Source organism: Paenibacillus senegalimassiliensis, from assembly GCF_001486585.1.
Classification (GTDB): Bacteria; Bacillota; Bacilli; order Paenibacillales; family Paenibacillaceae; genus Fontibacillus; species Fontibacillus senegalimassiliensis.
In genome coordinates this window covers 615,591-641,888 of sequence record NZ_LN909045.1, presented here as the reverse complement: position 1 = coordinate 641,888, position 26,298 = coordinate 615,591, and the positions used below count along the sequence as shown (strand labels likewise).

The 26,298-nt window shown below is 40.6% G+C and carries 33 protein-coding genes; 1 reads left to right on the top strand and 32 read right to left on the bottom strand.

Annotated elements, in window-relative coordinates; translation table 11 throughout:
- Nucleotides 1-38: 38 nt before the first annotated feature.
- The 27 genes from BN3279_RS12855 to BN3279_RS12725 all read right to left on the bottom strand — a co-directional run bounded on the left by BN3279_RS12855 (nucleotide 39) and on the right by BN3279_RS12725 (nucleotide 20,010).
- On the bottom strand, nucleotides 39-386 hold the full coding sequence (locus BN3279_RS12855) for an ASCH domain-containing protein (RefSeq protein WP_059051397.1): 348 nt from the start codon (nucleotides 384-386) through the stop codon (nucleotides 39-41).
- Nucleotides 387-388: 2 nt separating this feature from the next.
- On the bottom strand, nucleotides 389-745 hold the full coding sequence (locus tag BN3279_RS12850; protein ID WP_059051395.1) for a hypothetical protein: 357 nt from the start codon (nucleotides 743-745) through the stop codon (nucleotides 389-391).
- Nucleotides 738-1,493, bottom strand: a complete 756-nt coding sequence (locus tag BN3279_RS12845; RefSeq protein ID WP_059051392.1) for a hypothetical protein — start codon at nucleotides 1,491-1,493, stop codon at nucleotides 738-740. Before BN3279_RS12845 ends, BN3279_RS12850 begins: the two co-directional genes overlap by 8 nt.
- A 98-nt stretch (nucleotides 1,494-1,591) precedes the next feature.
- On the bottom strand, nucleotides 1,592-1,951 hold the full coding sequence (locus BN3279_RS12840; RefSeq protein WP_059051391.1) for a hypothetical protein: 360 nt from the start codon (nucleotides 1,949-1,951) through the stop codon (nucleotides 1,592-1,594).
- Between the two features lie 14 nt (nucleotides 1,952-1,965).
- The gene (locus BN3279_RS12835; RefSeq protein WP_059051389.1) at nucleotides 1,966-2,652 is read right to left on the bottom strand and encodes a RecB family exonuclease; all 687 of its coding nucleotides are present in this window, start codon (nucleotides 2,650-2,652) and stop codon (nucleotides 1,966-1,968) included.
- A complete protein-coding gene (locus tag BN3279_RS23795; RefSeq protein WP_157686454.1) occupies nucleotides 2,649-2,816 on the bottom strand; it encodes a hypothetical protein in 168 nt (55 codons plus the stop codon). The genes BN3279_RS12835 and BN3279_RS23795 overlap by 4 nt, the downstream gene beginning before the upstream one ends.
- 22 nt (nucleotides 2,817-2,838) lie before the next feature.
- The gene (ssb, locus tag BN3279_RS12830) at nucleotides 2,839-3,279 is read right to left on the bottom strand and encodes a single-stranded DNA-binding protein (protein ID WP_059051387.1); all 441 of its coding nucleotides are present in this window, start codon (nucleotides 3,277-3,279) and stop codon (nucleotides 2,839-2,841) included.
- Nucleotides 3,279-3,956, bottom strand: coding sequence for a hypothetical protein (locus tag BN3279_RS12825; RefSeq protein WP_059051386.1), 678 nt, complete (start codon nucleotides 3,954-3,956; stop codon nucleotides 3,279-3,281). Before BN3279_RS12825 ends, ssb begins: the two co-directional genes overlap by 1 nt.
- Nucleotides 3,946-4,275 (bottom strand): hypothetical protein, encoded by a 330-nt coding sequence (locus tag BN3279_RS12820; RefSeq protein WP_232436839.1) that lies wholly within the window; start codon nucleotides 4,273-4,275, stop codon nucleotides 3,946-3,948. The genes BN3279_RS12825 and BN3279_RS12820 overlap by 11 nt, the downstream gene beginning before the upstream one ends.
- Nucleotides 4,272-5,180 carry a hypothetical protein gene (locus BN3279_RS12815; protein ID WP_059051384.1) on the bottom strand — a complete coding sequence of 303 codons (909 nt, stop codon included), beginning with the start codon at nucleotides 5,178-5,180 and terminating at the stop codon, nucleotides 4,272-4,274. The genes BN3279_RS12820 and BN3279_RS12815 overlap by 4 nt, the downstream gene beginning before the upstream one ends.
- A 119-nt stretch (nucleotides 5,181-5,299) precedes the next feature.
- Complete coding sequence (locus BN3279_RS12810; protein ID WP_059051382.1) at nucleotides 5,300-5,608, bottom strand: hypothetical protein; 309 nt, start codon at nucleotides 5,606-5,608, stop codon at nucleotides 5,300-5,302.
- Between the two features lie 412 nt (nucleotides 5,609-6,020).
- A complete protein-coding gene (locus tag BN3279_RS12805) occupies nucleotides 6,021-7,040 on the bottom strand; it encodes a DUF4238 domain-containing protein (RefSeq protein WP_059051380.1) in 1,020 nt (339 codons plus the stop codon).
- Nucleotides 7,041-7,074: 34 nt separating this feature from the next.
- The gene (locus BN3279_RS12800; protein WP_059051379.1) at nucleotides 7,075-7,554 is read right to left on the bottom strand and encodes a DUF6650 family protein; all 480 of its coding nucleotides are present in this window, start codon (nucleotides 7,552-7,554) and stop codon (nucleotides 7,075-7,077) included.
- A gap of 308 nt (nucleotides 7,555-7,862) precedes the next feature.
- On the bottom strand, nucleotides 7,863-8,906 hold the full coding sequence (recA, locus tag BN3279_RS12795; RefSeq protein ID WP_059051376.1) for a recombinase RecA: 1,044 nt from the start codon (nucleotides 8,904-8,906) through the stop codon (nucleotides 7,863-7,865).
- A gap of 106 nt (nucleotides 8,907-9,012) precedes the next feature.
- A complete protein-coding gene (locus tag BN3279_RS12790) occupies nucleotides 9,013-9,684 on the bottom strand; it encodes a hypothetical protein (protein ID WP_059051375.1) in 672 nt (223 codons plus the stop codon).
- A 50-nt stretch (nucleotides 9,685-9,734) separates the two neighbouring features.
- Nucleotides 9,735-10,553 carry a hypothetical protein gene (locus tag BN3279_RS12785; RefSeq protein ID WP_232436837.1) on the bottom strand — a complete coding sequence of 273 codons (819 nt, stop codon included), beginning with the start codon at nucleotides 10,551-10,553 and terminating at the stop codon, nucleotides 9,735-9,737.
- Between the two features lie 70 nt (nucleotides 10,554-10,623).
- Nucleotides 10,624-12,117, bottom strand: coding sequence for a type IV secretory system conjugative DNA transfer family protein (locus tag BN3279_RS12780; protein WP_082673060.1), 1,494 nt, complete (start codon nucleotides 12,115-12,117; stop codon nucleotides 10,624-10,626).
- Between the two features lie 566 nt (nucleotides 12,118-12,683).
- On the bottom strand, nucleotides 12,684-13,706 hold the full coding sequence (locus BN3279_RS12770) for a replication-relaxation family protein (protein WP_059051370.1): 1,023 nt from the start codon (nucleotides 13,704-13,706) through the stop codon (nucleotides 12,684-12,686).
- 241 nt (nucleotides 13,707-13,947) lie between these two features.
- Nucleotides 13,948-14,577: a hypothetical protein gene (locus tag BN3279_RS12765; protein WP_059051368.1), complete on the bottom strand. Its 630-nt coding sequence runs from the start codon at nucleotides 14,575-14,577 to the stop codon at nucleotides 13,948-13,950.
- Between the two features lie 95 nt (nucleotides 14,578-14,672).
- Nucleotides 14,673-15,932, bottom strand: a complete 1,260-nt coding sequence (locus tag BN3279_RS12760) for an FtsZ/tubulin family protein (RefSeq protein ID WP_059051366.1) — start codon at nucleotides 15,930-15,932, stop codon at nucleotides 14,673-14,675.
- Nucleotides 15,929-16,294 carry a hypothetical protein gene (locus BN3279_RS12755; RefSeq protein ID WP_148466841.1) on the bottom strand — a complete coding sequence of 122 codons (366 nt, stop codon included), beginning with the start codon at nucleotides 16,292-16,294 and terminating at the stop codon, nucleotides 15,929-15,931. Before BN3279_RS12755 ends, BN3279_RS12760 begins: the two co-directional genes overlap by 4 nt.
- A 71-nt stretch (nucleotides 16,295-16,365) precedes the next feature.
- Entirely contained in the window at nucleotides 16,366-16,935 is a 570-nt protein-coding gene (locus tag BN3279_RS12750; protein ID WP_059051363.1) for a hypothetical protein, read from the bottom strand.
- Nucleotides 16,936-17,130: 195 nt separating this feature from the next.
- On the bottom strand, nucleotides 17,131-17,322 hold the full coding sequence (locus tag BN3279_RS23790; protein ID WP_222860888.1) for a hypothetical protein: 192 nt from the start codon (nucleotides 17,320-17,322) through the stop codon (nucleotides 17,131-17,133).
- Nucleotides 17,323-17,343: 21 nt separating this feature from the next.
- Nucleotides 17,344-17,679: a helix-turn-helix domain-containing protein gene (locus BN3279_RS12745; RefSeq protein WP_059051361.1), complete on the bottom strand. Its 336-nt coding sequence runs from the start codon at nucleotides 17,677-17,679 to the stop codon at nucleotides 17,344-17,346.
- Nucleotides 17,672-18,133, bottom strand: coding sequence for a hypothetical protein (locus BN3279_RS12740; protein WP_187377789.1), 462 nt, complete (start codon nucleotides 18,131-18,133; stop codon nucleotides 17,672-17,674). Before BN3279_RS12740 ends, BN3279_RS12745 begins: the two co-directional genes overlap by 8 nt.
- A gap of 380 nt (nucleotides 18,134-18,513) precedes the next feature.
- On the bottom strand, nucleotides 18,514-19,578 hold the full coding sequence (locus BN3279_RS12730; protein ID WP_059051356.1) for a DUF6710 family protein: 1,065 nt from the start codon (nucleotides 19,576-19,578) through the stop codon (nucleotides 18,514-18,516).
- The gene (locus BN3279_RS12725) at nucleotides 19,579-20,010 is read right to left on the bottom strand and encodes a prepilin peptidase (protein ID WP_059051355.1); all 432 of its coding nucleotides are present in this window, start codon (nucleotides 20,008-20,010) and stop codon (nucleotides 19,579-19,581) included.
- Nucleotides 20,011-20,149: 139 nt separating this feature from the next.
- Between BN3279_RS12725 and BN3279_RS24260 the strand changes: the two genes are divergently transcribed.
- Nucleotides 20,150-20,260: a putative holin-like toxin gene (locus BN3279_RS24260; RefSeq protein WP_222860887.1), complete on the top strand. Its 111-nt coding sequence runs from the start codon at nucleotides 20,150-20,152 to the stop codon at nucleotides 20,258-20,260.
- A gap of 162 nt (nucleotides 20,261-20,422) precedes the next feature.
- Here BN3279_RS24260 and BN3279_RS12720 read toward each other — a convergent pair whose 3' ends face one another.
- The 5 genes from BN3279_RS12720 to BN3279_RS12700 form a co-directional block, all read right to left on the bottom strand.
- Complete coding sequence (locus BN3279_RS12720) at nucleotides 20,423-22,804, bottom strand: CARDB domain-containing protein (RefSeq protein ID WP_059051353.1); 2,382 nt, start codon at nucleotides 22,802-22,804, stop codon at nucleotides 20,423-20,425.
- Between the two features lie 79 nt (nucleotides 22,805-22,883).
- The gene (locus BN3279_RS12715; RefSeq protein WP_059051351.1) at nucleotides 22,884-23,750 is read right to left on the bottom strand and encodes a copper amine oxidase N-terminal domain-containing protein; all 867 of its coding nucleotides are present in this window, start codon (nucleotides 23,748-23,750) and stop codon (nucleotides 22,884-22,886) included.
- 686 nt (nucleotides 23,751-24,436) lie between these two features.
- The gene (locus BN3279_RS12710) at nucleotides 24,437-25,180 is read right to left on the bottom strand and encodes a hypothetical protein (RefSeq protein ID WP_059051349.1); all 744 of its coding nucleotides are present in this window, start codon (nucleotides 25,178-25,180) and stop codon (nucleotides 24,437-24,439) included.
- On the bottom strand, nucleotides 25,161-25,679 hold the full coding sequence (locus BN3279_RS12705; RefSeq protein WP_059051348.1) for a hypothetical protein: 519 nt from the start codon (nucleotides 25,677-25,679) through the stop codon (nucleotides 25,161-25,163). The genes BN3279_RS12710 and BN3279_RS12705 overlap by 20 nt, the downstream gene beginning before the upstream one ends.
- Entirely contained in the window at nucleotides 25,672-26,286 is a 615-nt protein-coding gene (locus BN3279_RS12700) for a hypothetical protein (protein ID WP_059051346.1), read from the bottom strand. Before BN3279_RS12700 ends, BN3279_RS12705 begins: the two co-directional genes overlap by 8 nt.
- Between the last annotated feature and the right edge of the window lie 12 nt (nucleotides 26,287-26,298).

Here is a 26,298-nt window from a genome sequence, read left to right as displayed (position 1 = left end):
CCGCTCGCTTAAGTATATTTGATTATACATACAGCCAATCAAATCATTGAATTATTCAATTTAACCCAAATCACCGCACCTTGAGGATGCCGATAAGGTATCGGCTCAGGATAAATGGTCGGATTTTCAAATACCCACGCCCACGGTTTATGATATGGAATAGCATTGATAGGAACAAAATGCTTGTTTATATTTTCAAGTGTTAGCTTAGGCTGATGAAGTGGAATACAATCTACGAGATCAACTGTTCCGCACACCTGCCCGCTGCCACTTTTAATAATACCAATCGTTCCACGCTTACTTGTACGACTCCCACGGATTTCCCATGGCTTTATGCCAGACAGCACCATATCAGCCCAATTTGGTTTAATAATAAGTCCGTCCACCCTTAGACCTCCCGCGATAAAGTCATATAAGCTGCCTCAGCCCGCTGACGAGGTGTTGCTACAAGTAGATTAATGGTATGTTCCAGTGTGTAAGCAATCAATTCACCTTCCTGCTGGTATCCAGGCTCGTCTGGCTCAATTACTTCGCTGAGATGCGCTAAATACTCTAATCCATTTTTAGCAATTGCCCTTTCCTGTATCATCAAAGAATTGGCCGGATTTTCCGCATAGTTTTTCGGTGAAACTGAGTATGTTCCTTTCAAAACCTGACCTTCCCGATAACGGTCTTCTATTGCTCCCAGAAGAACTTCAAGAGATATATTAAGTTGTTTATTCGACATGTCTTGTGGCTTAGTCATGATTTTCCTCCTGTACCTCTGACAATGAAATGATGTCACGGAGGTCATAAATATAAACTTCGATATCTCGGTACACAAACACGTTTTCATCATCAGTACACCAGTTCCTGGTTCTACCAATCTTGGCTGACGGGAAACGAGTCCGAATCAGCTTGACCAGTCTGGAACGATTGTTATCATTGTCAACCAATTTAGGGCTGCGTCCACCTTCTTCATAGTAAATGTCCCAGCCTTCCTCGATCAGCTCCTGTATGCGCTGCTTACGGTTCTGTTTATCTGTCACAGGTGTTTCGCTAAACGTATAGAGATGATCCAACATAAAGCAAAACCGGGCTTTGTATAGACCATATTCTGTGAACATCGCATCAGAAACATGATAAAATCCATATTTGTTCCACCAATCAGAAATTTTAGAAGCAAGCAATTGAAGCTGTTCCTTCAAACCATCAATAGGTTTATTTTCACCTAACTGCTTCTCAAGATCACAAATTCGTCCATAGGCTTCTCTAATCCTCTGATGCCGTTCCTCTTTCTCCTTAGTAAGCACACTCTCATAGTTCAGTTGTTTAGACATATCTGAGAAATGGCCTTCGATTAAATGGGGCAATACTCCGGCCATTTCCTGTGATAAATTGTCTTCACTAACCCAATCATGAAGCTGCTTCACAGCGAAGAACATATCCTTCAGCGTCTTTAAGGCTACTACCTTCTGGTCAGGATTTAAAATCACTTTTTCCTCGTTTTTCATAAGTCTTCATCTCCTAGTTTTTATAAAGAAATAGCAACTACCCGAAAACTTAGGTAGTTGCTAAACTTTTTTTGCTATAGAAATATAATTAGTGCTATTTAGGCTTTCCTTGAATCGAACCGTTTCGACTCTTTCACAGTACCGTACTGAGACAATGCTGCTTCTTCCCATCCAAGCTTCTTAATCGAAGTCGCCGGAAGACTAAGGAACTCCCAAGCATTCTTTCCTTCTGCTGTAATCGCCACAGCCAACTCCTTTAAGCTATCCGCTCCGAACTGCCACGAAGTTGAAACGCTATATCCCCAAACTTTATCTCCAGCTTGCAGCGGGCCATTATCATCAACATAAGCCTTCAAATTCACTTTCATTTGCTTCAAAACTGCTTCAGTACGTTCAATTTCCAAAGCCAATTCGATTGCTTTTTCCTCTGTCAGCTTTTCAATTACTGCTGTAGTCATGAACAACACTCTCCTCAACAATTATATTTTTTCTCTTTGTAACACTCCAGCACAAAAGGACAATGTTTACAGTGGCTACCCGGCATGGAAGGAAATAAAGAAGAAGCCATATCCGGGAATGATTCCAGACAAGACTTCTTCATTTCAATCTCTTCGGCTAGCCCATGGGCCCATTCCCTAGCTTCGTTGGTATCGGAATAGCTATACATAAACGATTCCGCTTTCCTGAAACGCAAAAAGAATAGTGTCCCTTTGATTTGACTGATACCTCTTATTTTCATAATCGCCCAAGCGTACAAAGCAAGCTGCCTTGTATCATTTGCTCGGTACGGTCGCCAATTCGATTTCCAATCCCAGAATTGCTCTTCTTCCAGTAGATCGATGTACCCTTGGAGTTGAATCCCTCCTCCAAGTGGAAGTACAAAATGAACTTCCGTTTGTCCACTGACTTTTGGAGCACGCTGCATCAAAGATGCAATCTCTTCATAGGTCACTTCTGGATGAAAATCCGACTCGATGATTGCCTCAATAATTGCTTCATGTTCAGACATTCCATTAATTTTTAGTTCAATCGCTTTATGAACCGCTTTGCCCAATGCCAACGGTTTCGTAACCGGCTCTGTTTTATCCAGAAGATACTTTTGATAGAAGCGATATGGACAAGTCTCATAAAGAGAAAGGCGAGAGAATGAATAAATCATAGGAACTCTTCTAGTCTTGTCCCCATCTCATCCCCATCATCGTCAGCCTCAAATTCACCAAACTCGATAAGAATGAGCATGTCCTTAATAAAACGATCTTTATCAGAGTCTGTATCCTCGAAGTGTTCCAACAAATGATTAGTCACTTTTTCACGATTCAACAAAAGAATCTCCACCTTTCATTCTTTAAAATGGTAGATCGTCATCAGAGATGTTCCATCCATCACCTGCGGAATTGGTTCCCTGATTATTTGTCGATTTTTGGCGATTATTGCTATTTTCATTTTGAGAAGAAGCACCGTTCGATGGAGTTGTAAGAAACTGAACATTCTGTCCAACCACTTCTGTTACGTATACACGCCGACCTTCATTGTTCTCATAACTGCGAACTTGAATGCGTCCTGTAACCGCAACCTTGTGGCCTTTCTTCACATAGTTGGCTACATTTTCAGCAACTGCCTTCCAGACTACAACGGGAATAAAGTCTGCTTCTCGCTCTCCATTTTGATTCGCAAAAGGGCGATCTACAGCCAATGTGAACTGTGCCACGGCTACTCCAGAAGGTGTGTAACGCAGTTCAGGGTCCTTTGTCAGTCTTCCAATTAATACTACTTGGTTCAAACTCATCAGTTATCCTCCGTCTTCACGCCTGCCTTTTCGGGTTCAGGACTTACAGTTTTTAAATTACAAACAAATCTTTCCGCATCTTCCGTCCACTTAGGACGTACTGCGCACGAATAGATTTGGAGTAAGTCTTCCAGTAGAGGAACCTCAATTTCTCTCTCCCTATGCCGAATGCGCTCAATGTATTTCTGATATTTACAGTTCTTTATTCCAATGATTAGCCAGAGATAAGCACCTTGCCTCTCAATCTCCAGAAACTCATTCCACTGTTGCCAGAGGAGATCTAAAGATCGCTTGTAATAGGCAAAATCTCTTTCTCGCATCTGTTTCCAGTTAGGCTCTGTCCCCCCGATGTGTTGCCTCAACCACTTACGCTGATTTCGGCTGAGACGTTCAGCAGGATGTACAACTTTACGCTTACGATATCTTTGCCGGACTTGCTCCTCTGGAACTCCTTCCAAAAGAGAAATAAAGCGAAGGACGCCCCCGCTCTCCCCACAAAACCAGCATTTAAATACCTGGTCTTTGGTATTAAGAGAAAGGTAGTATCTTCGCTTTTTTCCCGGCTTAGAATCTTCATGGCAAAATGGACATTTACAGAGAACTTCCTCTCTCGATTTAGAGAAAGAATTAATAATTAGTCCGTTCTGATCTGCAACGTCCAGAATGTCAGGAAGCATGATCAATCACTGCCCTCAATTGCTCTTCTTGGCTGGGTGGAAGCTGTATCTGCTCCCACTCCGGTAAAAGAACAATTTTACGCGTTACGGTATGAATCTGCTTTTTAGGTTCCCACCACTGCCAACGCTCGTAAGCTTCCGCTGCCATCTGAACATGCTTACATTGCTTATGTCCATAATGACATGCAGGGCAGTCATGAGTAATAATCAAGTCGTTGTAATGTGGCTCTACTTTCACGAGATAGACACCGTTTTGTTTACTAGATGGGAACACACAGATTAGTGCATTCCCGTCAGTAAAGGTTGTCAGAAAACTCATGCAGCTTCACCTACCAACTGAACTGATTTCACAATTTTAAAGCCATTGCTCATTTCAAAATCAATTTTAAATTGAGAATTGTTTGAAATGGCATTAACTTGATTAATCGTCTCTTCTGTATTGGCAAGCATAATTGATTCTTCTCCAGTGGCTAAATTGACCACTTTCATCTTGGCAAATGTTACTCCACCCGGAGAGGTTCCCGTTGCCATATCCAACATTTTGTAAATTTCTCCCTCACTCTTTTGAATTGAGTTTGAAGGTTTAGTATCTGAATTATTCTTACCTTTGTTGTTAGTAGTCTTTGATTCAGCCTTGGATTCATTGTTATCAGAAGTAGGCTTTTTCTGAATTTGATTACTTGATTGAGCCGGTTCGCCCACTTCAATCCGTTCAGCATCTTCAATGGTTTCAATCTCGCTTTCATCCATCATGCCTAATCCAGAGAGAGAAAGAGTTACCCGCCGCTTCGCTTTAGTTTCAGCCTTCATAACGGCATTAGCAAGTTCATCTGCTGTCAGGGGTAAAACCTTTCCTGTGGATACTTTCCGTCCACGCATCTCATCCCAAATCTTCTCCTCTTTCATCAAAGAAACAGCTCCTATTGATTCATCGGTTCGATGGTCAGTGGTTTCCCCACGAGCCGTCACGCAGTAAACATCACCAATGCGTTCGCGGCTGGTAATCGTAATACTGATTTTGTGGATTTTGCGGAGCTGATCTGTAGCATCTCGCTTAGCATAAAGCACCAGCTTACCATCCAATTTCAGATAATCAAAAGGCTTTGTAAGAGGGTTGAGTCCAACACTTTCACAAACCTTGGTGTAGTAAATAAGGCGCTCCTCGGGTTTCAATGAGGAAAGATCACCCTGAACTACTACTTTTTCCATAATTGATAAGTCCATTTTCAACCTCCATCGTCTAATGACGCTGCGCTATTTATACCCGCGCAGAAAGGTAAATTAAAAAAACGTCCTTTCTCAATAAGAGAAATAACGTTCATCAACGTTCATCCACATTTTAACTATTCTAGTGTGTAGCTCTTTACGAGTTCGTCCAGATCGCCCCAAATTTGCTGTAGCCTCACTTTGAGCATCCCATCTGTTTCGACACAGGCATCATCCAATAGCGATAGAGCCTCTTCAAGCATCCCTCTTACTCGTTCAAAGGCTTCCGATTCTTGCTGTATAAGAAGTTGCTTGGATAAGCTTTGCTCATTTCGAGCCTTTTCCCATGTTTGCTTAAGTTCAAGCCATTTTTCCTCATAGGAAGTGGTTTGACTACTCGGTATTGATGAACCTCGCTGCTTCTTCTTAAACCAGTTTCTAAACATACTCAGATCACCCTTTCATTTTTTTGAGAAAATAAAAAAAGCCGATCTCTACACGGACGAATCCATGTAAAAATCGGCTTTAATTCACATTATCAATACATTAAAAGTACACATGAGCGTGCGGATGAAGCTTTATCAGAGCCTTTCGGTTCTCCTCTTCCCTCATTCTCAGCACTGGAGATGTCGGGTTATTGCTTTATCCTACTTTATCCTCAGCTTAAATGCTTTGTAGGAGAGGTACTGCAACATCACCTGTTCAGGTGGCTCTTGTCTCCAGCAAACGGGAGGATAGAGATAATGAAATTTACAAGAATAGTATATCATTCTCAATTCAAATATGCAATCATACGTTCCTATTTTTGAATATTTCAATTAGGTTTGTTATAAATGATGAGTTAATAATTCCTCCAAATCACTCCAAAATTTCCTTTTCATATTTAGTTTGCTCTGTATGCCAAATTTTAAAAGCCTCTCTTTCTCTTTTATAAATCTCAGGATCTACTTTTCTTGAGCGTAATTTTTGCATTTCTTTAAGTGGTTTGTAAGCATAAATGTACCTATGCGCATGTTCAATAATAAATTTCTGTAACAATAACCCGTACTTGTGTGAATTATCTAGTTGGCATCTTCTATTACTATTTCCAATCTGAGTATACAAGATATGTTTTGGAGTTAATGGGAAAATGATTTCACCGTTTTTTTTGCCCCAACCTCCTTCAAAATTGTAGTTATTCTCATTATAAAAGTTTAAACAAATAACAGGATCATCGCTAGTTGGCCACTCAATTTCATCTGGAGCATGTACAATATGCCATTGGTGATTGTTTAATATATGTATCGTATTTTTAAGCACATATTTCAGCCCGAAAAGATACATACTTTTCCCAACAATAGAATTTACAGTAATAACACCACTTTTCTCCTCAAGTTTAACTTTTATGGGAAATAGGTTAGTATCCAGATTGGAGTTTATTTGGGGTGGAATAAACCCTGGTTTCTCCATTTTTTCAATTATTTTTTCTAGTTCCCCTTGAAATAAGGATGGCATTTCCGTCCGCCACCTAGCTAAGAGTTCATTCAATTTGGCAGGTGTTCTCAGTTGCTGAGCCGCCATAAATTTTATTAGGTGTTGCCAATCCATTTTTCGTAACCTACTATTAGTTTTCACTTTTTCAATTACTTCTTTTACCGGTGACTCAAATTCATTACTAAACCATTGCTCAATATCATCTTTCTCGTCACCGTCAACATCTCTTGTATAAAAATCCCTATAATAAGCTTGATGTTTAATAGCTTTTTTACTCCACAAAGGAACATTCCCATTAGAAACTAGTATATTGTACACATTCAAATTTTTCCCATCTTCACTCCAGTTCTTTAAATAAAATTGAGGAACATAGTGGTTATCATGTGTTATAGGATTCCGATTCATCTATATCGACTCCTTTAACAAATTATTTACTAATTTATGCTCTAACGGTAGGAATTATTTCTGCTAAACTATCTTCAACATCAATTCCGTAAGAAGAAGCAATTTGTCCAATCATAATTCCGAAAATTCCTCGCATCTCGCCAATCGCTGAAACAAAAATCCAATTATGTATGTTATCATGTTTAGCTGAGTAAATCTTAAAGTCATCATCATCATGGCACTTACTTAAAAATTGGTTGCAAGAATTCCGCATTGCTCGGACATAACTTTCGAGTTCAGACTTTTCATTAATATTTGGAAGTTCAGATGTCAAAAAGTTCTTTATTTCGACCACAGAACTAATAACTGGATGGACCGTTTCTAACATATATGAAGAGTATAAGATTCGTCTTGCTTCAAGAAAAATGATGATTTTTTGTGCAATTTTCCTCTGATTTTCTGGTGGATTCCATGACACCCCAAAAAGAGGACAACTTATTCCAGTCAACCTATTAAATATTTCTGTATAGATCAAAATATATCCCTCCCCATTAAATTCTTTTTTAATTAGGTTAATACTGATCTGCTTTTATTTCAGTATAAATCAGTATGTGAATATATCCAATATTCAGCAAATAGAATGTATTCCCTTCATTTTTTTCAACTTTAACACTAAGTAAGGATAGAAGAAATATGCCATACTCTTGAAAATAGATGGACTGATAAAGAATAGGAATTAGTAAGTTGCTCCAAAAACCTAAATATAGAAAAAGGGCAAGGCAGGCATTCAATAATTATGGCCCGATCTCGCCCCTTTATTTATGAAATAGAGTCCGATTTTTATTATCCTACCAAACCATGCTGCATTGAAGAAGTCAATTCTTCGGATGTACTTATTTTTAATGAGTTACTCAGTTCACGAATTCGTTTTTCAATCTGCCATGCAATTTCAAAATGTTCTTTTAAATACTGTTTTGCATTATCTCTTCCTTTGCCAATTTTTCCTCCATCAAACGAATACCACGATCCACTCTTATCAACAATCCCCATCTCAACACCAAGCTCAATAATACTGCCTTCTTTTGAGATTCCTTCCCCAAACATCATATCGACCTCAACTTGTTTGAACGGTGGAGCAACTTTATTTTTGACAACTTTTATTCGTGTTCTATTCCCTGTTGCTTCAGTTCCCGCCTTAAGCGTCTCCACGCGCCGCACATCCAAACGAATTGTGGAATAGAACTTCAAAGCACGACCACCAGGAGTTACTTCCGGATTCCCGAAGGATATGCCCACCTTCTCCCGAAGCTGGTTAATAAATATGGCTATAGTTTTGGACTTGCTTAGCGATCCAGATAATTTCCTCATAGCTTGGGACATCAGTCTAGCTTGCAAACCCACATGTGAATCTCCCATCTCTCCCTCAATCTCTGCTTTAGGAACAAGGGCGGCTACAGAGTCAATGACCAAAATTTCTACCGCGCCGGTTCGTGCCAAGGCATCTGCAATTTCAAGTGCCTGTTCTCCAGTGTCGGGCTGGGATAGCAATAATTCATCAATGTTTACGCCTAGGTTCTTAGCATAGAGAGGATCAAGCGCATGTTCTGCATCAATAAAAGCAGCTTGTCCCCCCAGCTTCTGAACCTCAGCAATGGCGTGAAGCGCCACCGTTGTTTTACCAGAGGATTCCGGCCCATAAATCTCAATGATTCGCCCCTTCGGAAAACCTCCTACACCTAATGCTATATCAAGAGCTAAGTTACCACTCGAAACGGATTCAATTTGAACATGAGCTGCTTCTCCTAACTTCATAACAGCACCTTTTCCAAAAGACTTCTCAATTTCTATCAAAGCCTTTTCTAGTGCTATTTGCCGATTGTTGTCCATAGTCATAAACTCCTTCCCATAGATGCGAATGTATGTTCTCATAGGAACAATTTACCACACGTATGTTCGCGTTTCAATATAACTTAGGAGTTTATTCCCATAATATTCACTTACTTACCCATTCTCCTTTGATTTGCCGATAGAAACGATAGTCCTGTTTTAGGTCAGTATCTAATAACAGTTTTGCATCCTTTAAAAGTTCGTTCAAAGGCTGGACTGCTTCAAGTGATTCTGCAATAGCAATAATAGGATGAGACGAATGCCGTAACATTGAAGGCAAATGACTGCTATCCCCACGTATCACGAGAACATTCCGGGAATCTTCTCCAATTTCCACCCTCCCCGTAAAGGGAAAGGGGGCTGAATGAATTTGAAAAGCCTTTTGTTTATCACGCATCGCGCTGCAAAATTGAAAAAAGACCAAATTAGATAGTATTCTCTCCATTGGCCATGTTCTCCAGAACTCATGTGACCATTCTAAGTTGAGTAATTGTGCTGCTCGTGGCCCAATTGTATAGATTGGAATCGTATTTTTGTTCTTGAGAAGAAGATGCTGAATAAGCTTCTTCTCATCCAGCATCCGCCGAATCTGATGTCTCTTCCACTGGAATAGACGCCCCATTTGAACACTCCCAATGCAGCCTATGAGTCCTAGAGACCTCAGCCCATCTGCTTCTGTTGCCGCCCTTAATGGAGCATATCCCGGCACAAGCTTTTCCTGGAATGAAGCAGGTTTAAACGTCCATTCATAATCTACTGAAAATGGTGATGTTTTCATATCAAGCTCCTTTCTTAATTAAAGTAAGAAAGAGGCGATAACCGCCCCTTTTATTTTTTAGGAATAATTCGTCCATAAATCCGCTCTTGTTTTGCATCAACCCCGCGAATCCGAATATAGACGGTATCCCCCCGCTTTACTTTTCCGAACCTGATATGAGGAACGAGTGCATCCACCCCACATTCCAGATTAACGAAAATGCCGTACTCCATTACACCGGATACCTTGCCTTCGTAGGTTCCTTTGGCTACATAGCGCTTCGTGCAATCTGGCCAAGGACTTTTTTCTGCCGCTTTCTTACTGACCGTGACCACTTTGTTCTCTTTATCCAGCTCCATCACTTTAACTCTGAGGTGATCGCCGGCACTTACTTCCTCGCGAAGATCATCAATCCACCCATATCCATACTCTTGAACAGGCATTTCTACGGTGATACCGCCAATATCTAATACCAATACTTTTGGTGTAACATTACGCGCTACCGCCGTAATCACTGCATCCTGTTCCAGCCATTTCCACGTTAAGCCTTCCATATGTTCCAGGGCTGCTTGGCGAGATGCGATAAAAGTATCCCCGTCACGATCATAGCTTAAAATTTTGAAGGCGACTGGTTCTCCGAGAAGACGCCGAAACTCATGGGCATCCTTTGCACCAGAAAATTCCTGCGGAATGTATCCTCTCACCCCACCAACCAAAACCACGCCACACAGCTTGTTCAGCTTTGGTTCAAGGCCAATTAGTTTAGCTTGCAATACAAGATCGTTCTGACGTGCACTATAAATTTGTGCCCAGCCTTCGTCATAGCTGCTTTGTTCCAATTTGTCCTCGTTATACCCTTCGATCAACACTCTTTTCAACTCTTCACTCATGTTCGTAACCTCCATAAATTTGTTTTTTGATATATGAAAAAGCCTCAACGCTGATTATGCGATGAGGATGTTACTCAAATGGATCTTCTTCTGTTTCTGTCGTTACGGGTTCAAAATCGTCTTCTTCCACATTTGGTTCAATTGATTCAGATATGAATTTCAAACGAGATGTAGTCAGTTCCACATCGAGCTGCTCATCTAATGCCAAATTTCCCTGTATGGGTTTAGCTCCTCGCCCCTTGATCACAGTAGTAAATCCTTTCCACCATCGCCGCTTCATTTCCCATTCCCGCCGCTCTTTCCAGTCTCGCGGAACAAATGAACCTTTACCTATTTTTGGTGGCAGTGGAGTACCATCGTCCAGAAGCTTCGCTACGTAATGGAATTTTGGAAGTCCATCCATCATCTGAGTATAGAAAATACGGTCTTCTTCCTTTTCTGTATCCCGGTAGTTCTCCGGTAAAAAGTTAGGGAGCAATAATTGCTGTTTAAACGTGCTTTGTCTACTGATAATTTGCTTTTTACCAAACTCCCGGCTAAATTCCAACGCATCCTGATAAGACAGTCCACCAAAAGCAATTTTGTTACGGCAGCTCGTCAAAATCGACTGCTTCATAGCCTTGGCATTGATTTTGCCTGATTCAACTTCAAGTTGGCCAAGGGATTGTATTGCAAAGATTCCCGCCGTTTTATATTCCGCTGCAATGGATAAGAACAACTCCACGTCAGGATTAATGTACCGGGAATACTCATCCACGATCATAAAATGAGGTACGCGCGTCCTTTCAGTTCCCGGTCTGCGAAAGGTTCCACTTTGCAAGTGCATAACGACAAACTGTCCAAAGGCATCCCCAGCCTTACGAAGTTTACCCATGGCTGTATTTACGGCCAATACCCCACCAGATGCAAAATGCTTGTCCATGTCGAAATCGGACTGTCCTGTTAGGATTGGCTCCAGATGTCGATTAGAAGTTAAGTTCTCAAGCTGGGCGCGAAGACCGATAACAAATTGCTGATATTTTTCCTTCTGCGCTCCAAGCAGTTCGGATTGAAAGAACTGAACCAGATCAGATTCGCCTTCCTTAAATCGTAATTCTTGCACCTTATCTTCTAATGTTCGTTGGTCTCGCATGGTTCGGAGGACATCGCCCAGGTTAACATCATCCAAGTAAAGACGTTTTAAAAGCTTGGTGATATTCCGTCCAGCAAGCTCCTGGACCGTAGCAAAAAAGGCCTCCTGTTTCCCGAACATGGATTTTAGGACAGTAACCGTGGCTTCAGCTACATCATCCTCGTCTCCCTTCATAACTGGAAACCGAGCGCTATTACTGGTAGTCGGATCAACATGGACACACGGTATATCCATTTCACCGCACATTTCATTTACCATAGCAGCCACATCACCTTTAGGCTCCACAACAGAAAGCCCCAATGGGACTCCCTTCTTTTTCAGGAGTAGCAACTGATAAATCATCGGTTTGAGTAATGTCGCTGTTTTCCCACAACGAGTTGGTCCAACAGCTAACATGTGAGTGAACATATCGCTGTCTCCCCATTGAATCATGCTCTCACCTCAATCTTTCATAGGAATTTCCTCGCCCAAGTTCAACCTGATATCCGTTTTAGATGGAAAGAATAGACGTTTAAAGCTTCTCCAACGGTCGGCCGCCGTAGGTTTCACATGAACGAGTTGCTGTTTACTCACATTGCCTCGACGGTTTTTCAAATTATGTTCGAGTCTGTAATTGGCAAAGGCAAAGAACATGGATAGAATAAGTGCCGCTATCAAGGCAGCATGTACTGTTCCTGTTATCGACAATGGGAAGGAGGGAGATGCTAGAATCTCTTCTTTTAGCCGAAGGCTTAGTGCCGCTCCGACCCAAAGTAGGCTTGTGAAGAAATATATTAGCTTATTCTCCTGCTCCATAACCCAGCCGTACAAATAGACGATGAAGCTGACTATACTTAGTGACCACGTAATAAATAGCGGCCATCCCGGTAAACGCCAATACAAATAAGCCCACCCGACAAGAGTGAGCAATAAACTTATAAATCTAATCATGGCCGATAAATTAAATCTCCTTTCAAATTAATATGAACTATTTGGCATCCCCCCTTTCAAAACTTCGTTTAAATTAATTCCTTCGAGATACCTACAACATCCACATGTGCAGCACTTGATAACTCCTGTTTGTACCACTCAACTTCATCCTCATAACAAAAAAGCAGGACTCGTCGTCCCACTGTTTGGCTTACACCTATGGAATAGTTGGTTAAACATCGTTTCAAAGTCATCATGTTCATGGTCAAAAGTTCGATTACATAGGGGCCGCTACTACCTTTACCCTGACCAGTCCGTTCTTCTTGAACCAGCCCGTATTCAAAGCCGTATTTGCTTGAGCCACCGACCTCTTTCAACTCACCGTATGGTTCAAGTAATTTCTGTATCTTTAAAAACGTGTTTGTTAGAATGTACTCCCTTGTGATTTGAATTCCCCACTCATTGAACGGCAGCAAGTGAACCGGGATACCGCCTGTTACCAAGTTCATCTTCTCACTCATGGTTTCAAAAGCGCGTTTAACGGACTGGCTCTTGTAATAGATCAGGAACCCTCGTAGTTTCATGTGCTTCTTGATTTCGTTGATGATCTTGACCAGCGTTTGGTCCCTGGCATCTGGCATGAGGATGTAGATCATATAATCCCCTTTGTCACTCCTGAACCCACCGACCGTTAGATTACCACGATTGAGATTATATTTCCGCTTGATTTGGCGAGAGTCCATGTACGGCACTTCGGGTATCTGCACGAATAGCTCATTCGCGTCAGTAATGTACTGCCGCTGCTGAATTGACAGCCCCAAATCCCTTGCCCGATAGTTCTTACAATCTAGCAAACCACGTTCTATTAACAAGTCCATTCCCGCTTCGGTTAATCGAACATATGCCGCCGTTACCGTCTGGCCTGCTGTTCTCTTACCGTACACATTCGTAGTAATAAGTCCTTCCTTCTTCATGACATACAACCGCTTATGTGCATATTTTTCACTATCGAAATGCTTCACCGCAATTTGCTTTTTCGTCATCTCCCGTAATTCATAAAGTTCCTGCAATATACTCAGGTCCCGGTCTGTCCATTCACGTTGTCTTGGCATTTTAACCTCCTTTCTGCTGGAAATTTGCTCCCCCGCTTTCTAAGGCGCTTTGTCTTATCAGGAACGGGTTACGGGTTAATTGACGGTCGACGTAGGACGGGGTGCTCAGAGTCTCACGCTCAACTGCGTTGCGCGGTAGCCTCTTCCCACCTTTCCGCTCTAGCCCTAATTCCGTATCGGGTACAATCCAATGTCCAGCAAATATTTTCAGGAGATATGTTCTCGAAATTTCGGGTTCAACTCATAGGGGGTGTTTATCGGGTTCAAACATACCCGAAAAATCATGCCCTGCCCGATACTTTTCACGAACATTTTCAATCAGTTTTAGAGTGTTTTGGGAAGGGGTAACGAAAACTTGAACATGGTTTTTACGTCCTACATCTAAGAATCCAGATTCCATAGTTTCAATTTCCTTCCATGAATCATCTTTGATAAATCCGGCATATCGAATCGCGTTTATGATTGCGCTACGGTTACGATTGTCCAGATCACGAATCATCAGATTTTCAAAAAAGTGGCATGTATAAATAAAGGCTGACTTCAAGGCGGGACCTTCTGTTTGAAAAGCTACTGTTGCTTCCAAAGTGGCTTTGGTGTAGTAGTCCTTTATCTGATTGGTGTATTGTTTGTCTTTCAGATAAAGCGGCAACATCCCTTGATAAGAGAATTGATACACTGGATATTCTTTCATCATGTACGTACTATAGATACACGGTGGATAAGCCTTGGGGTCAGGAGATGTGCTTTCATGTAGCATCGTTCGCCATTCTGCCAGAGACTTTCCTAATTTAAAAGAAAGCTCTACTGCTTGGCGGTACATTCCCTCAACCTCTTCAGCTTTATTTCGGGCCTGATCCTCCCAAAATGACATCTGCTTCACTCTCCTTTTCTTATGTGCATCACTTAACAGTAAAAAAATTGAAAATTCTCGTTTCTTCTGCCGCAGACTGATTTATTTGAAGCGTATCAGTTCAAGTGGTTTAAAAAATCAAATGGGTCTTTGTCAATCGACTGTCCTTGGGCTGGGGCTGAGGCTGGCTCATCCTCTGAAAGTAATGATTCCAAATCGACCGCCGCCTTCTTCTCCTTAGACCTGACCCCTGCCAGAGCTTCGGCAATGGTATCCGTTTTCTGGCTACGTTCTTCTGCTTTGCGCTCTAGCTCTGCAAGTTCCTCTGTAAGCTGCGTCACACTATCCGGGAAATTGAGACCAGTAAATACGGTGTAAATCGTTACTTGCCCTGGTTGATCTCCCACATAAGTAGCGACCGGATTTTCGTCCAATATTGGCGTACTCTCATGAAGAAACGATTGAATTTGCTCAACGAAGGCATGAGTGAACAAGTTTTTAGCTGTAGAACTGTCCGACACAATACTTACTGCACTACTTGTCGCGTCCTGAAGATCGTAACCAGCCGATAGCTCACCATTCAGTACACTCTGCTTGATCGCTTCCATATACGTTACTGGAGAAGCCAAATTGATAGATTGAGCAGGTAACACGCATTTACCAATGTGCATGCATCCACCTGTCTTAAGCATATTTAGCCATTCCGAAGCATCAAAGTGATAGCTACCATATGGCTTATAGCTGGAAGTGACTGTATTCAGGTCGTGAAGCAGACGTGCCACATGGCGATTACATGATTTCATGAAATCCTCCACGCTTTGATTTTGATTTAAACCAGTTTGAAACAGCTTTTCATTGTCCACCACAACGATAGCCCCTAATCCTTGCATAGCTCGCTTAATCACTTGAAGACGCTGCAAGGCATTATCTAATACCGTCCTTCCTTCATTACGCCGTGGTAACGTGAGCAGTAGTCCAAAGCGCCCTGCAAATCCCTTGCTATGCAATAGGCGAATGGCTTCAATAACTGCACCCGTTCCTGTACCACCACCTAAACCACAGCATATGAAAATGTAATCCCGGTCATTAAAGAAGCTTTGCACCGTCTCTGCAATAGACTCCTTGTGAATATTGAATGCATCCTGCCCGAGTTGAATGTCCCGCCCTACACCGCGCTCATATCCTGATAACTTGATTTTTTTGATATTCGGATAATCAGGTAGCTTGAGCAGATCCATCTCATTGCTATTAATGAGCATGGCTGTATAAGGACGCTGTTCGCTTTTTGCAGTTAACCTCATTCCAGCGCACGCATGAGCAATAGAAGTTCCTCCCATACCCAAGCCGAAAAAGCCATACTTTAAACTGATATTCATTGCCCCGCTTCCTTTCGTTTAATTCGTTCCTGTGTCAGCTTGTATTGCCTGTAATTCAGAAGTTCTTCTCCCAATGGTGACAAGGTATAGCGCTTGGATTTTGCTACTTCCGCAACCATTACCAACGATGCCCCTTCAAGCATAGCGGCGGCTTCATCCAATAAATGCCTTGATCTTATAGGCAACTGTTCTTGATCTACATCAGGATGTATCTGCTGATACAGAGCATTGGTGACATCTTTTAACTGCTCCTTCTGTACAGGACGTTCTGCCATCCTGAGAGCTGCCAACATCCACATCATGTTTTCGTTCTCAGCAGTAGCCAACAGCAGCGCATCCAAAATGGCTTCTCTGTTCATCAAGACTGTCTACCTCCCTTCAACTCTTGATAAAACAAAAAAAGCCCCTACCCGAAGGCAGAGGCTAAGTCTAATCATTTCAAACCTAAACGTCGATATTGTTCTACAATCATTTTTCGCATGACTTGTTCAACTTCACGATCCTTCTCATCTACTTGAAAAAAAGTATATAGTTCCTGAATCGTTTCCCTTTCAAGCATAGGCAATAATTTATTCCACCAAAGAAGAACACTGAAATCATCGGACCACGTTGGTTCAGGAAGCAGACCCATATTAAGAACATTTTCTCGAAGTAGGCCGAAATAGTATTTCTTCAAATAGCGATCTCCAATATCTAATCCTTCCTTATTCTCATCATGTAAATTAGACATACCATCCGAACTACCCAACATTTTTAACAAACGTTTTTTCTCTTCCTGGATGTAGCTGTCTAATTGCTTGATTTTATAATATTTCTTGAGGATATAAGTATTCTCAGAAGCAGACTGAAGGTCTGACTTCATTATGTTACTTTGCTTTTTCCCTTTTAACAGTTCGGCTCGAATCTGAGCATTGATTAGCCGTGCTTCTGCATTCATACGACGAATTTTCATCTCTTCCTGAATAACTTCATTTGCACTTAAGTCTTTTAAATTCAAACTCATATGTTCTCCTTCCCGTTTACCCCAAACCGCCATACGGCGGTGTCAGAAATAAACACCGCCGTTTAACGCCGGGCGAGAGGCGAAATTTTGTTTTATGAAATCAAAAAAGCCAATGGCTACAGGAAGGTTCCTGTTCATCGACTTTTAAAAACATCATATATTCATTAGCTGTTATTACGAACGAGCCTTTGTGGCCTATTCAGCTTTCATCTTAGCGATAGCTTCACTGATGATTCTGTCACGCTCTGGATCATCACCTGGAACAGATGGAACAACGTAATGCCCATCGGTTAAGCGGCGAGCTGCTTCATCAATGCTCTCTTCTGGAAATTTCATTCTTTCCATGGTCATCACCTTTATTTCCAAATGTCCAACGGCTGTGTGCATTGCAAAATCCGCAATTAGAAATCAGTACGTCGCATAAGTAACTGCTTCTTCATCAAGAATAGGACGTACTCCTATAATCTTCAATGCTCTAAAAATTTTAGCCAAAGCATCGGGTTGCACTGAATGTCCAAAATTAGGATGTAGCAGCCCCGCTTGAATAGAGATGACATCCTCAATTGTAACACCCGCTAAGTCTGCAAGTTGTTGTTGATCATATCCAAGCTCCATGCTTCTCGCTAAGATCATCTGACCTACTGCAACTTCTGGACCATCCAAATAATCAGCAGCTCCAGGAACTTCTCTAACCATCTCTTTCAGTTCCTGAAAATCCCTTTTTAAATTTTTGTACTTACTCATCAAGATCATCTCCCTCTGTTAATATGTATTTCTCTGGAGATTTTATAAAAGCAAGGTACTGTTTTTCTGATACTTTGACAATTTGCTCAAAGGCTAATGAAAAACTGGCATTCTTCAGTACCGCTTGAGTGAATACCAATACCTCAACATCATCATCCATATATCTAAAGAAGATTGCGCGAAACGCTCCTACCCCTCTCCAATTTACGCGAAATTCCAATAGAGGAGGATGATTTTCCAGTTCTTTTACTACCCTGATACTATACAGAGAATCTGATCGGATTGAGGTTGTAAAGAACTCACGTATTGAATGAGACAAGCCACGCTTTTCTAAAAATTCAAGAGCTTGAAAGATCAACTCCACTAACTGAGCATAGGCTACATCAGTTTCAGCTTGTCGAATCAATTTTTGCAGGAAAAGCTTGACTTGCGGTTTCTCATCTTCATCTTTCAAGAACCATATAATTGTTTCCATTATACCATCCCTTCAACTTTTATAAAACGCAAAAAAAGCCGATTTCCACATGGATATTCCATGCAAAAATCAGCTTTTAAAACAACGTCATTATTTCATTCACAAATGAATCCACTAAAGTAATGCTATTATCAGAGCCTTTCGGTACTCTTCTTCCCTTGTTCTCAGCAGTGGAGATACCGGGATACTTCTTTGTCCTACTTTTTTCCTCAGCCATAAAGCTTTGTAGGAGAGGCAATGCAACTTCACCTATTAGGTGCTCTTGTCTCCGGCAAAATTGGGAGTGTAGAGAATAAATAATTATAGGAATATTATAGCATTCCATTACTGTCAATACAATCATACGTTCCCATAATCTTTTAGAGAGCTTGCTTCCTTTTGGCTAACTCATATAATAATGGGATTCTAAAATCTCGAACCTCACAGAGTGCCTCACCAGTATGACAATTTATCCACTGCATCCCTTTCACATCAACCATTACATGAGGAAATAACTGGGTAACATCGTATTCTTCGGCTACAATTTGCCCTTCTCTCTTCACCGTAGCGGCTGAAATTGAATGTTTCCCATTCGTTACAAGTACAACACCTAATCCTGCATAGTAAATTGCCTTATGATCATGGGTATCATAATCAAAACCCTTCAAAAACACATTTAATACTGCATCAACTAAGCTCTCCTGTCTCCAAGGAAAACTAATGACAGTGAAATCATTATCTGCAAGATCAATTACTCGAGCAGTTTTACTCAAAGGATCTACTTTATTTCCCACCTTATCTTGATAACAAGTTGGGAGCGGCTGTAAAATATTCCTATCGTAATACTCATTCCGATATAAAACTGCCGTCAAATAGTCGCTTTGAATATCCTGCCGAATTGCCATCATGTAATATTCCAGCAATGCATTTTTTTCCGAGGTTTCCTTATCCTCTAATGTAATATTTATATAGTCCAAAGCATGACGATAATTAACTCCTGCTCCACCAAACACATAGCTCTCATTGCCTTCATCTGCAATTGGTTCCTTTTTTCGTCCACGAAACTTAAACTTACTCTTTTGCATAGCAGGACCCTCTTCCTTAATATCCAGATACTGCCTTAATAGTAGCATAACGTTGGTTACATTTCTTCCCTGAAAAAAAGGTTCGTAGTATAGAAAGCTAATGATCTCATTGCAGACTACAGGGTATGCCTCTCGCTCCAATGCACCCCAAATATGATACAAATAATACACATATTCTGTATGATACGCTTTGTTGCTATAGATCGGGTCTATCCTTTTTATGGATACCACCTTATAAAAATTTAAAAGGGCTTGTTTGGCCGCCTGATTCTTTTGTTCATTAATAAGTTCCCCTGGTCTGCTCCATTTTGCATAAGGATTAATTATCTCATAAAGTTCCCTCTCATCCATGGTAAACATTTATATTCCTCCAATCGTGAACAGCATCAAATATGCCATTAAATAGAACGGTGCTAATGGAAATTCTTCCACTCCATATCCAGCCCATTTGAAAGCTATAGCAAATAGCCAAGCAACTGTTAGCATACTGATCAAAAACAACATTGATTTCTGCCAGCCAAGAACCATACCAACTACCGCCATTAATTTAATATCCCCGCCGCCGAAAGAATCGGGTTTTATGATAGCAAAAACATAAAGCAAGCCAGCTCCAATCAAAATGCCTAGCAAGTAATAATAAAAAGGTTGTACACTATGCAATAGTCGAAATGCAAGGGAGTATCCAATTCCAACACCGCTCAACCAGTCAGGTATGATCCTATACCGTAAGTCAGTATACGTGGCTATCCCTAACAGAATTATCAACGGAATCGACTCCAGTAAATTGTTCATGTTCTTCCTCCTAAGCCTCTACTAATAGAAAAAAGCAGCCTCCGAAGAGACTGCTAATAGTTTGTTCATGCTATAATTGAAAGTGCAACAGAAAGGCTATATGGGCGGTCGGCTACTCTCCCGGAAGGGAGGTGATGCCATGGAAGTTAAAGACGCTTTAACAATTATGATCGGTTTCAGTTCGCTAATTATTACGCTGCTGGCACTGGTAGTAACAGTTGTTTTAGCGATCCTTAGCCAAAAGAAATAGACCGCCCCTCTGGAAAGGTTTCGGTCTTATTTCTTAATAAGCATTATCCTTTTCAAAGCCGACCGCCCTTTAAAGCGGCTGTTGCATGGGGCGGTTACCGCCGTCCCATTAATACTATATTTATATTATATGCTCCAAATTATATACATGCAACGCCCTTTGTCAATACCACTCTGATGTATCCCGCTTTGTTTGCCAATCATCATACATACTGCCATAGATCGTTATTTTCTTAACAAAGCAAGAGGATAAGTCATTCTGCCCTGCATGCATAGCAACAACTTTGAAGGTGTATTCTCCATCTGGAGCATACACATCCGTATAGAATTTTCGTTCATAGATATCAAGGAACTTGGATTGAAAATGTTCCCTCGGTAGTTCCCAAGTTGCCGTTTTATCATCCCCGCTTGTCTTAACTAGACCTATGCTGGTCACGTAATCCCCATTGGTATCCCAAATGTACACCCTGACCTCAGTAGGCCCTTTCAGTTCCCCTCCAATGGGCTTGGCTGTACCTTCTAATCCTTTAGGAACTTTCGTCTCCCAGTTAGTTGTATATTTCGTCTGAACCTTAATCTCTACACCATAGCCGGCACGAGTAACCTCATTTGGGTTCAATCCATTTTCATTCGTCCAAGGGATGATCTCCCATGAACCACGACTCTCCCGGTCTTCCTCTTTCGGATTTTCCGGGTCAGTAGGAATCCCCTGTTTCGTATTCAGTTCAGCCGTAACCGTAAGCTTCTCATTATAAGTTACCGTACGGTTCTCCCAAATAGGATCACTGTAATCCGTGTAGCTCTCCGTAGAAGTATGACGTTTACCCTCTGAGTCCGTCCATGACACAGTCCTGGTCTTGGTTGGATACCCTATGATTAATGGATACGTCACATCCCAGCTTGCTTCCGGCTTGGTGGTATCGCAATAAGCATCACCGCCGTTCTTTGTCACAGAGCAGCCTGTGGTGGCTACATTGTTAGAACGATCTTTATCCTTCTTCTCCTTCTCGGGATCTACATGAACACTCAAGTTATGAGTTCCAACCGGACCTGTCCAGTTAAAGCCACCTACAGTAATTGGTTTATTGGCTGGCATATCTTTTCGGGTTTCATATACGGTCTTCTTACCATTCTCGACAAAGCGAATTAGTACGTTGGACATATCCGAACCACCTACATTCTTCACCTTGGCTGTAACTGTAGAGGATTGACCCAGCGTCAGAGCCGATGGGCTGGCCGTAATGGATTGGGCGATGAGGTCGTTCTCTGCCCCCTTACGCTCAATGGTCCAGCCACCTTTAATCTCGTTGTTATGATACGCCTCATTCGGTGATTCCAGCGCCCTGTCTGGATGATTGGGATTGTTTATCGTAACATCTGCCTTGATGTAATACGTGCCTGGATCATCACTAATTTCAATCTTGCCCAGCATATAGCTGTACTCTTTCCCTACAGTGAACTGCTCAGGTAGCTCCTTGTGCATTGACGAGAGGTCGAAGCTGGTTGTAACCCCACCGCCGATAGTTACTCTTGCTGTCATCGGCATGCCACGTTCACTTGCATAATCGCCAGAGATAATATCTCGATCACCATCATAGCAGAACTTCACCCAAAGCTGACCAGCTTCAGTTAACGTTAGCTTGGTTGGAACGTAGTCCATATTCAGATCATCTGCCAGTGTCACATTCTCAATCTGAGTACGGCCGTAGCCATCGTCTACGATAATATCCACGTCTTTACCCAACACACGCGATAGCTCATTGCTGGCGATCTTAACGGTATTGTTGTACTGGGCATCAGTTGTAATGATAGAGGTCAGCTTTACACGCTTACTCATATCAGGGAAGGCATCTTTAGGAAGGGCATAGACATCCACCTGACGTTCACCGTTTTCCACACCAGCAGTTGTGAAGCTCACGGTCAGTTCTTCGCCTTGTGTGACCTTCAAGGTTGGCCAAGCAGTGACGTTGAAATAGGCGTGTCCTTTACCGTCAATCTTTTGCGTTCTGTCGAACTGAACACCCATGCGGCTGACGATACCGGAGGTGCGCAGGAATTCATAAAAATCTTGAAGCTTGTAGTAATACTCGTGGTTTTTGTCATAATCAGTACCACGTTCAGTAAAGGTCTCTTGAAAATGCATCTGCTGCTTCAGAGATACATTCATATGACCTGACCATACAGCGTCAAATAGCTCCCTCACTGCTTCCTTACTCTTATAAGTTAGGCCAAATCCATTCTGATCCGAAAATACCGGATCACCAGGCTTTTCCTTCACAGCAAACACGTCATAATTGTCTATAATTTGCTTCTGACCATTTGCAAAAGTAAAAACACCTTGCCATTGATATAGCTTCCACGGGTTATCAGATATTCTTTTGTTAAGAGCTGGAATATATCCTACAAAACGTTCACCTGTTTTACCATACTCCCATGGGTCAACGTCTTTTACATATACTTTTAACATGGGATTTCCAGCAGCAGATACTATTGTGGATATTAATAAAAACAAAATTAAAGTCACTGAATTTACTTTCTTCACCATTCTTTTCCCTCCTACTTAAGCTCAAATGAAAAAGAGCCTACGATAATCGCAGGCCCTTGGATGAGCTGATGTACATGTACTATTGAAGCAATTTCGCCATTTTTAGAACTTCGGTTAAAGTAGAGGCAGAACCATTATTACCAATCACAATAGCATCATTAGTACCACTGAATAATTTCTTCAAGTCTTCATTCCCGCTACTATCCAGTGCTACAGTATAGGCTTCTTGTTCATCTCGCCCAGGGTATACCATAGCAATAGTGAAGTAAAATGTCCCCTCTCCAATATCAAAAGTATAGTTCTTCCCAGCAGTAAGTTTAGTGTTGCCGTAGCTACCATTTGCGCCTGCTGGCATAGTAAACATCAGCTTCCCATTCTCAACCTTCATGTTATCAATAAACAACTCTTTCGCTAGCTCCGTATATCCAGCCTTCCATTCAAACTCCGCGCTATACATATTGTCATCGTCAGGAACCGGATCAGGCTCCGTCACTTCCTTGCCTGTACTGATACTTACAAGGCTTTGACTGGACTTCCATTCTACTGTAGCACCCAATGCCTCCGAAACAAACCGCAGCGGTACAAACACACGCTCTTGCTTAACCCGGGCTGGTACATCTAGGGTTACAATATTGCCATCCACCAGCACCTTGTTACTGTTGACCTCCAGGCTAATGTTCTTGTCACCCATAGTCACGTAAACCGTACGGCTTACTCTGTTCCCAACAGTCTCCTTCTTATAATCCACCTTAGCGCCGAGTGACTCACTGACAAACCTAACTGGAATCAACACTCTATTACTTTCAACATAAGGTTTGGCATCTGGAAAGCTCACGTTCTTTCCATCAACCTGAACATAAACTGTCCGAGCCGCCGAAGCCGATCCCAACGCCATCCCCAGCAACATAATTGTAGATATTAAAACTAGTCCTAATTTCTTAAGCATATTTCTACAACTCCCTTTTCTGAAATAGTAGGGTATTTACATACCCTATTGATTTTTGAAAACTCCGAATACACAACATAGATTCCATTATAATCCAAGCATCGTTTTCACTCAATTGCTTTCAATTTTTTCTCCCTCCTCTATATTTAAGCTCTATAAAATGCGAAAAACTCCACCAACATAGAGTTAGGGGAGTTAATTTATAAGTGTAATATTTTTACATATTTCATTTTAGAGCTTCGCCACTAAATTAATTCCATTATATACCTTATACAAAGAGAATGCAAGAACATTCGTTCGATTTAAAAATAAAAATACAAATTTTTGATTTCCACTTTTACCGATTTGCAAAAAAACTAATTCTAAATGGATATCAAAAACAATAATTATAAATTATGTTATGTGTTTGAAGAGGCTTATCTTGGATAAAAATAGTAATAAGTTAATTATAAAACATACCTAAAAGAAGAAGATGCACCTAGCAATTCTCGATTACAATTTGAACCTTTTCCAGACCGATAATCTGTTACTTCAAAAAGATTAAGAACATGAGGAGGAAAAAAAGTGACCATTATTTCGTGCAAACGCAATTCATTGCAAACTGCGAAACTATTTAAGATAGTTTTTTTACTAAATCGTACTGATAGACCTTATACTCTACATGAAAATGATAAATATTTTATTCTCTATGTCTCTTGATACATTCTTTTATTCAAGTCCTGTAAAATCGGAGCAAAATCTTTTTTATTTGTAGTATATATTTCCGATTTTATAGGTGCTTCCGTAGCAATTATAACATCACCTAAATTCCAGCAATTCCTTCCAAATTTACTTGCTTTATTATTAACCGTCCCTTCAAGCAAGGAAGTCAATTTATGTATATTTTTATCATCATTGTTAGAAACCCTACTCAGTTCACCGTTGTATTTTCTATAGAATTCTTCAATCGAACAACTTGGTTTAGGCCTTTGTCTACAACCTAAATTAAGTTTGTATCCGTTTTTTGTTTTTTCGGGTTTGCTATCGGCTTTAATACAGTTGCATTCGTCGATAATAACATCAACATCTTCAACTAACATTTCTTCTAAAACATCTTCAATAAGAATCTCTAATCGATCTAGCAAATCATCTTTATTGTGCCCTACATTCTCGGCGATATATGAATAAACTGATAGAGCTCTGGACATTTGTCTTTGACTATAAAATACTTTACCAAATCTTTTTAATGCCTCTTCTGTAGTGTCTTCTTCAAAAAGAACTCTATGAAGAGTACAAGTATTCAATAAAAAATTCCCTTTTAATTCTCCTATAACATATTTAGAGGTGATAATTTTTTTACCCTGCATATTTTTTTTAATTTCTTGTTGTCTGGAAAGTTTAGCAAAATGTCTTTCTATATTCACTGTACTTTCAAGAAATATCTCCTTCATATGTACCACCTACGATCCAGTTTAATCCACATTTTCTTAGTGCTTTTTCAACTTGCTTAAACTGTGTTTGATCACATTGCCCTCTGAAAAGAACCTCAAATGACTCTCTTAATACCTCAAGATGTTTATAAGTTAAATCCTCAGCTTTTACCTTGATAATTGAATCATAAATCACAATACAAAGTCTTCTCTCATATTTGTACAGATCTTTATCCAATTGCTTAATTAAATAGTCCACTTCATCTTTTATAGCTCCTAAAGAACAAATACGTTCAGCATAGTTCTCAAATGTTTCTTCAAGTTCTTTAACATAGCTTCTAAGCTTCTTAAAAGTTTCCTTATATTGAAAAAACCAAACACTCTCTACTTCTGTCTGTTCTAGTTGCCTTTTTTGCTCAGAACGTGCTATATACTCTAATAATTCAATTGCTCTATTAAACTGTTGCTGATCCACAGGAACAAAAGGGCTATTTTTAAAATTTGCAGGGACATTACTCATTTATTATCACCCTTTTTATTTTGTTGAATTCTAACAATAAGTAATCAATATCTTCAACAGTTAAACTTAAAACCAAGTGTGTATCTCTATCAACAAAAGGATTAAAAAAACCTAACGGATTTTCATTATCTGCCGTTGTAGTGATTAAATCCAAAGTGATATGGTTCAAACTGTCCATAGTACCCACAGATACATCAAATAATTTACTATTTAACTCCCAAGACATATTTTTAAGCAAATTGTTTTTTGAACTTTCCTTCAGTTTGAAAGAGTTTAAAAGGGTTTCATCAATTAAATGTTTCTGTACTAGATTAATTTTTTCTCTTAGCAATTCTTCTTTCTTTTCATCTTCTTCTTTTATCTCATTAAATCTTATTAGAGCATCTAAAGAGTCGTTATAAATAGCTAAGATATAGCGCCCGACTTCTTTATTAAGAGTTTCAAGGAAAAGCTTAGAATCAATAGCTTGATTTTGTTTGAGTTCGTCTTCTAATTGCTTTTCATCATAACGAAAATAAAAATCTCCCGAACTCACTGGATGTGGTAATATTACTCTCCTTTTTATAAGATCTTTTAAAAATAGAAGGTTTTTCTCAAATTTCTCCATGATTAACACTCC

What these genes read in the sequence shown, in the direction of transcription:
- BN3279_RS12790 (WP_059051375.1), bottom strand. Translation starts at nt 9,684, where the DNA reads ATGAAAACATCACCATTTTCAGTAGATTATGAATGGACGTTTAAACCT.
- BN3279_RS12780 (WP_082673060.1), bottom strand. Translation starts at nt 12,117, where the DNA reads ATGATTCAATGGGGAGACAGCGATATGTTCACTCACATGTTAGCTGTT.
- BN3279_RS12765 (WP_059051368.1), bottom strand. Translation starts at nt 14,577, where the DNA reads ATGTCATTTTGGGAGGATCAGGCCCGAAATAAAGCTGAAGAGGTTGAG.
- BN3279_RS12820 (WP_232436839.1), bottom strand. Translation starts at nt 4,275, where the DNA reads ATGAGTTTTCTGACAACCTTTACTGACGGGAATGCACTAATCTGTGTG.
- BN3279_RS24260 (WP_222860887.1), top strand. Translation starts at nt 20,150, where the DNA reads ATGGAAGTTAAAGACGCTTTAACAATTATGATCGGTTTCAGTTCGCTA.
- BN3279_RS12720 (WP_059051353.1), bottom strand. Translation starts at nt 22,804, where the DNA reads ATGGTGAAGAAAGTAAATTCAGTGACTTTAATTTTGTTTTTATTAATA.
- BN3279_RS12835 (WP_059051389.1), bottom strand. Translation starts at nt 2,652, where the DNA reads ATGATTTATTCATTCTCTCGCCTTTCTCTTTATGAGACTTGTCCATAT.
- BN3279_RS12805 (WP_059051380.1), bottom strand. Translation starts at nt 7,040, where the DNA reads ATGAATCGGAATCCTATAACACATGATAACCACTATGTTCCTCAATTT.
- BN3279_RS12750 (WP_059051363.1), bottom strand. Translation starts at nt 16,935, where the DNA reads ATGAGTTTGAATTTAAAAGACTTAAGTGCAAATGAAGTTATTCAGGAA.
- BN3279_RS12730 (WP_059051356.1), bottom strand. Translation starts at nt 19,578, where the DNA reads ATGTTTACCATGGATGAGAGGGAACTTTATGAGATAATTAATCCTTAT.
- BN3279_RS12850 (WP_059051395.1), bottom strand. Translation starts at nt 745, where the DNA reads ATGACTAAGCCACAAGACATGTCGAATAAACAACTTAATATATCTCTT.
- BN3279_RS12815 (WP_059051384.1), bottom strand. Translation starts at nt 5,180, where the DNA reads ATGGACTTATCAATTATGGAAAAAGTAGTAGTTCAGGGTGATCTTTCC.
- BN3279_RS12845 (WP_059051392.1), bottom strand. Translation starts at nt 1,493, where the DNA reads ATGAAAAACGAGGAAAAAGTGATTTTAAATCCTGACCAGAAGGTAGTA.
- BN3279_RS12840 (WP_059051391.1), bottom strand. Translation starts at nt 1,951, where the DNA reads ATGACTACAGCAGTAATTGAAAAGCTGACAGAGGAAAAAGCAATCGAA.
- BN3279_RS12825 (WP_059051386.1), bottom strand. Translation starts at nt 3,956, where the DNA reads ATGCTTCCTGACATTCTGGACGTTGCAGATCAGAACGGACTAATTATT.
- BN3279_RS12700 (WP_059051346.1), bottom strand. Translation starts at nt 26,286, where the DNA reads ATGGAGAAATTTGAGAAAAACCTTCTATTTTTAAAAGATCTTATAAAA.
- ssb (WP_059051387.1), bottom strand. Translation starts at nt 3,279, where the DNA reads ATGAGTTTGAACCAAGTAGTATTAATTGGAAGACTGACAAAGGACCCT.
- BN3279_RS12705 (WP_059051348.1), bottom strand. Translation starts at nt 25,679, where the DNA reads ATGAGTAATGTCCCTGCAAATTTTAAAAATAGCCCTTTTGTTCCTGTG.
- BN3279_RS12710 (WP_059051349.1), bottom strand. Translation starts at nt 25,180, where the DNA reads ATGAAGGAGATATTTCTTGAAAGTACAGTGAATATAGAAAGACATTTT.
- BN3279_RS12725 (WP_059051355.1), bottom strand. Translation starts at nt 20,010, where the DNA reads ATGAACAATTTACTGGAGTCGATTCCGTTGATAATTCTGTTAGGGATA.
- BN3279_RS12745 (WP_059051361.1), bottom strand. Translation starts at nt 17,679, where the DNA reads ATGAGTAAGTACAAAAATTTAAAAAGGGATTTTCAGGAACTGAAAGAG.
- recA (WP_059051376.1), bottom strand. Translation starts at nt 8,906, where the DNA reads ATGGACAACAATCGGCAAATAGCACTAGAAAAGGCTTTGATAGAAATT.
- BN3279_RS23790 (WP_222860888.1), bottom strand. Translation starts at nt 17,322, where the DNA reads ATGCACACAGCCGTTGGACATTTGGAAATAAAGGTGATGACCATGGAA.
- BN3279_RS12810 (WP_059051382.1), bottom strand. Translation starts at nt 5,608, where the DNA reads ATGTTTAGAAACTGGTTTAAGAAGAAGCAGCGAGGTTCATCAATACCG.
- BN3279_RS12715 (WP_059051351.1), bottom strand. Translation starts at nt 23,750, where the DNA reads ATGCTTAAGAAATTAGGACTAGTTTTAATATCTACAATTATGTTGCTG.
- BN3279_RS12760 (WP_059051366.1), bottom strand. Translation starts at nt 15,932, where the DNA reads ATGAATATCAGTTTAAAGTATGGCTTTTTCGGCTTGGGTATGGGAGGA.
- BN3279_RS12785 (WP_232436837.1), bottom strand. Translation starts at nt 10,553, where the DNA reads ATGAGTGAAGAGTTGAAAAGAGTGTTGATCGAAGGGTATAACGAGGAC.
- BN3279_RS12770 (WP_059051370.1), bottom strand. Translation starts at nt 13,706, where the DNA reads ATGCCAAGACAACGTGAATGGACAGACCGGGACCTGAGTATATTGCAG.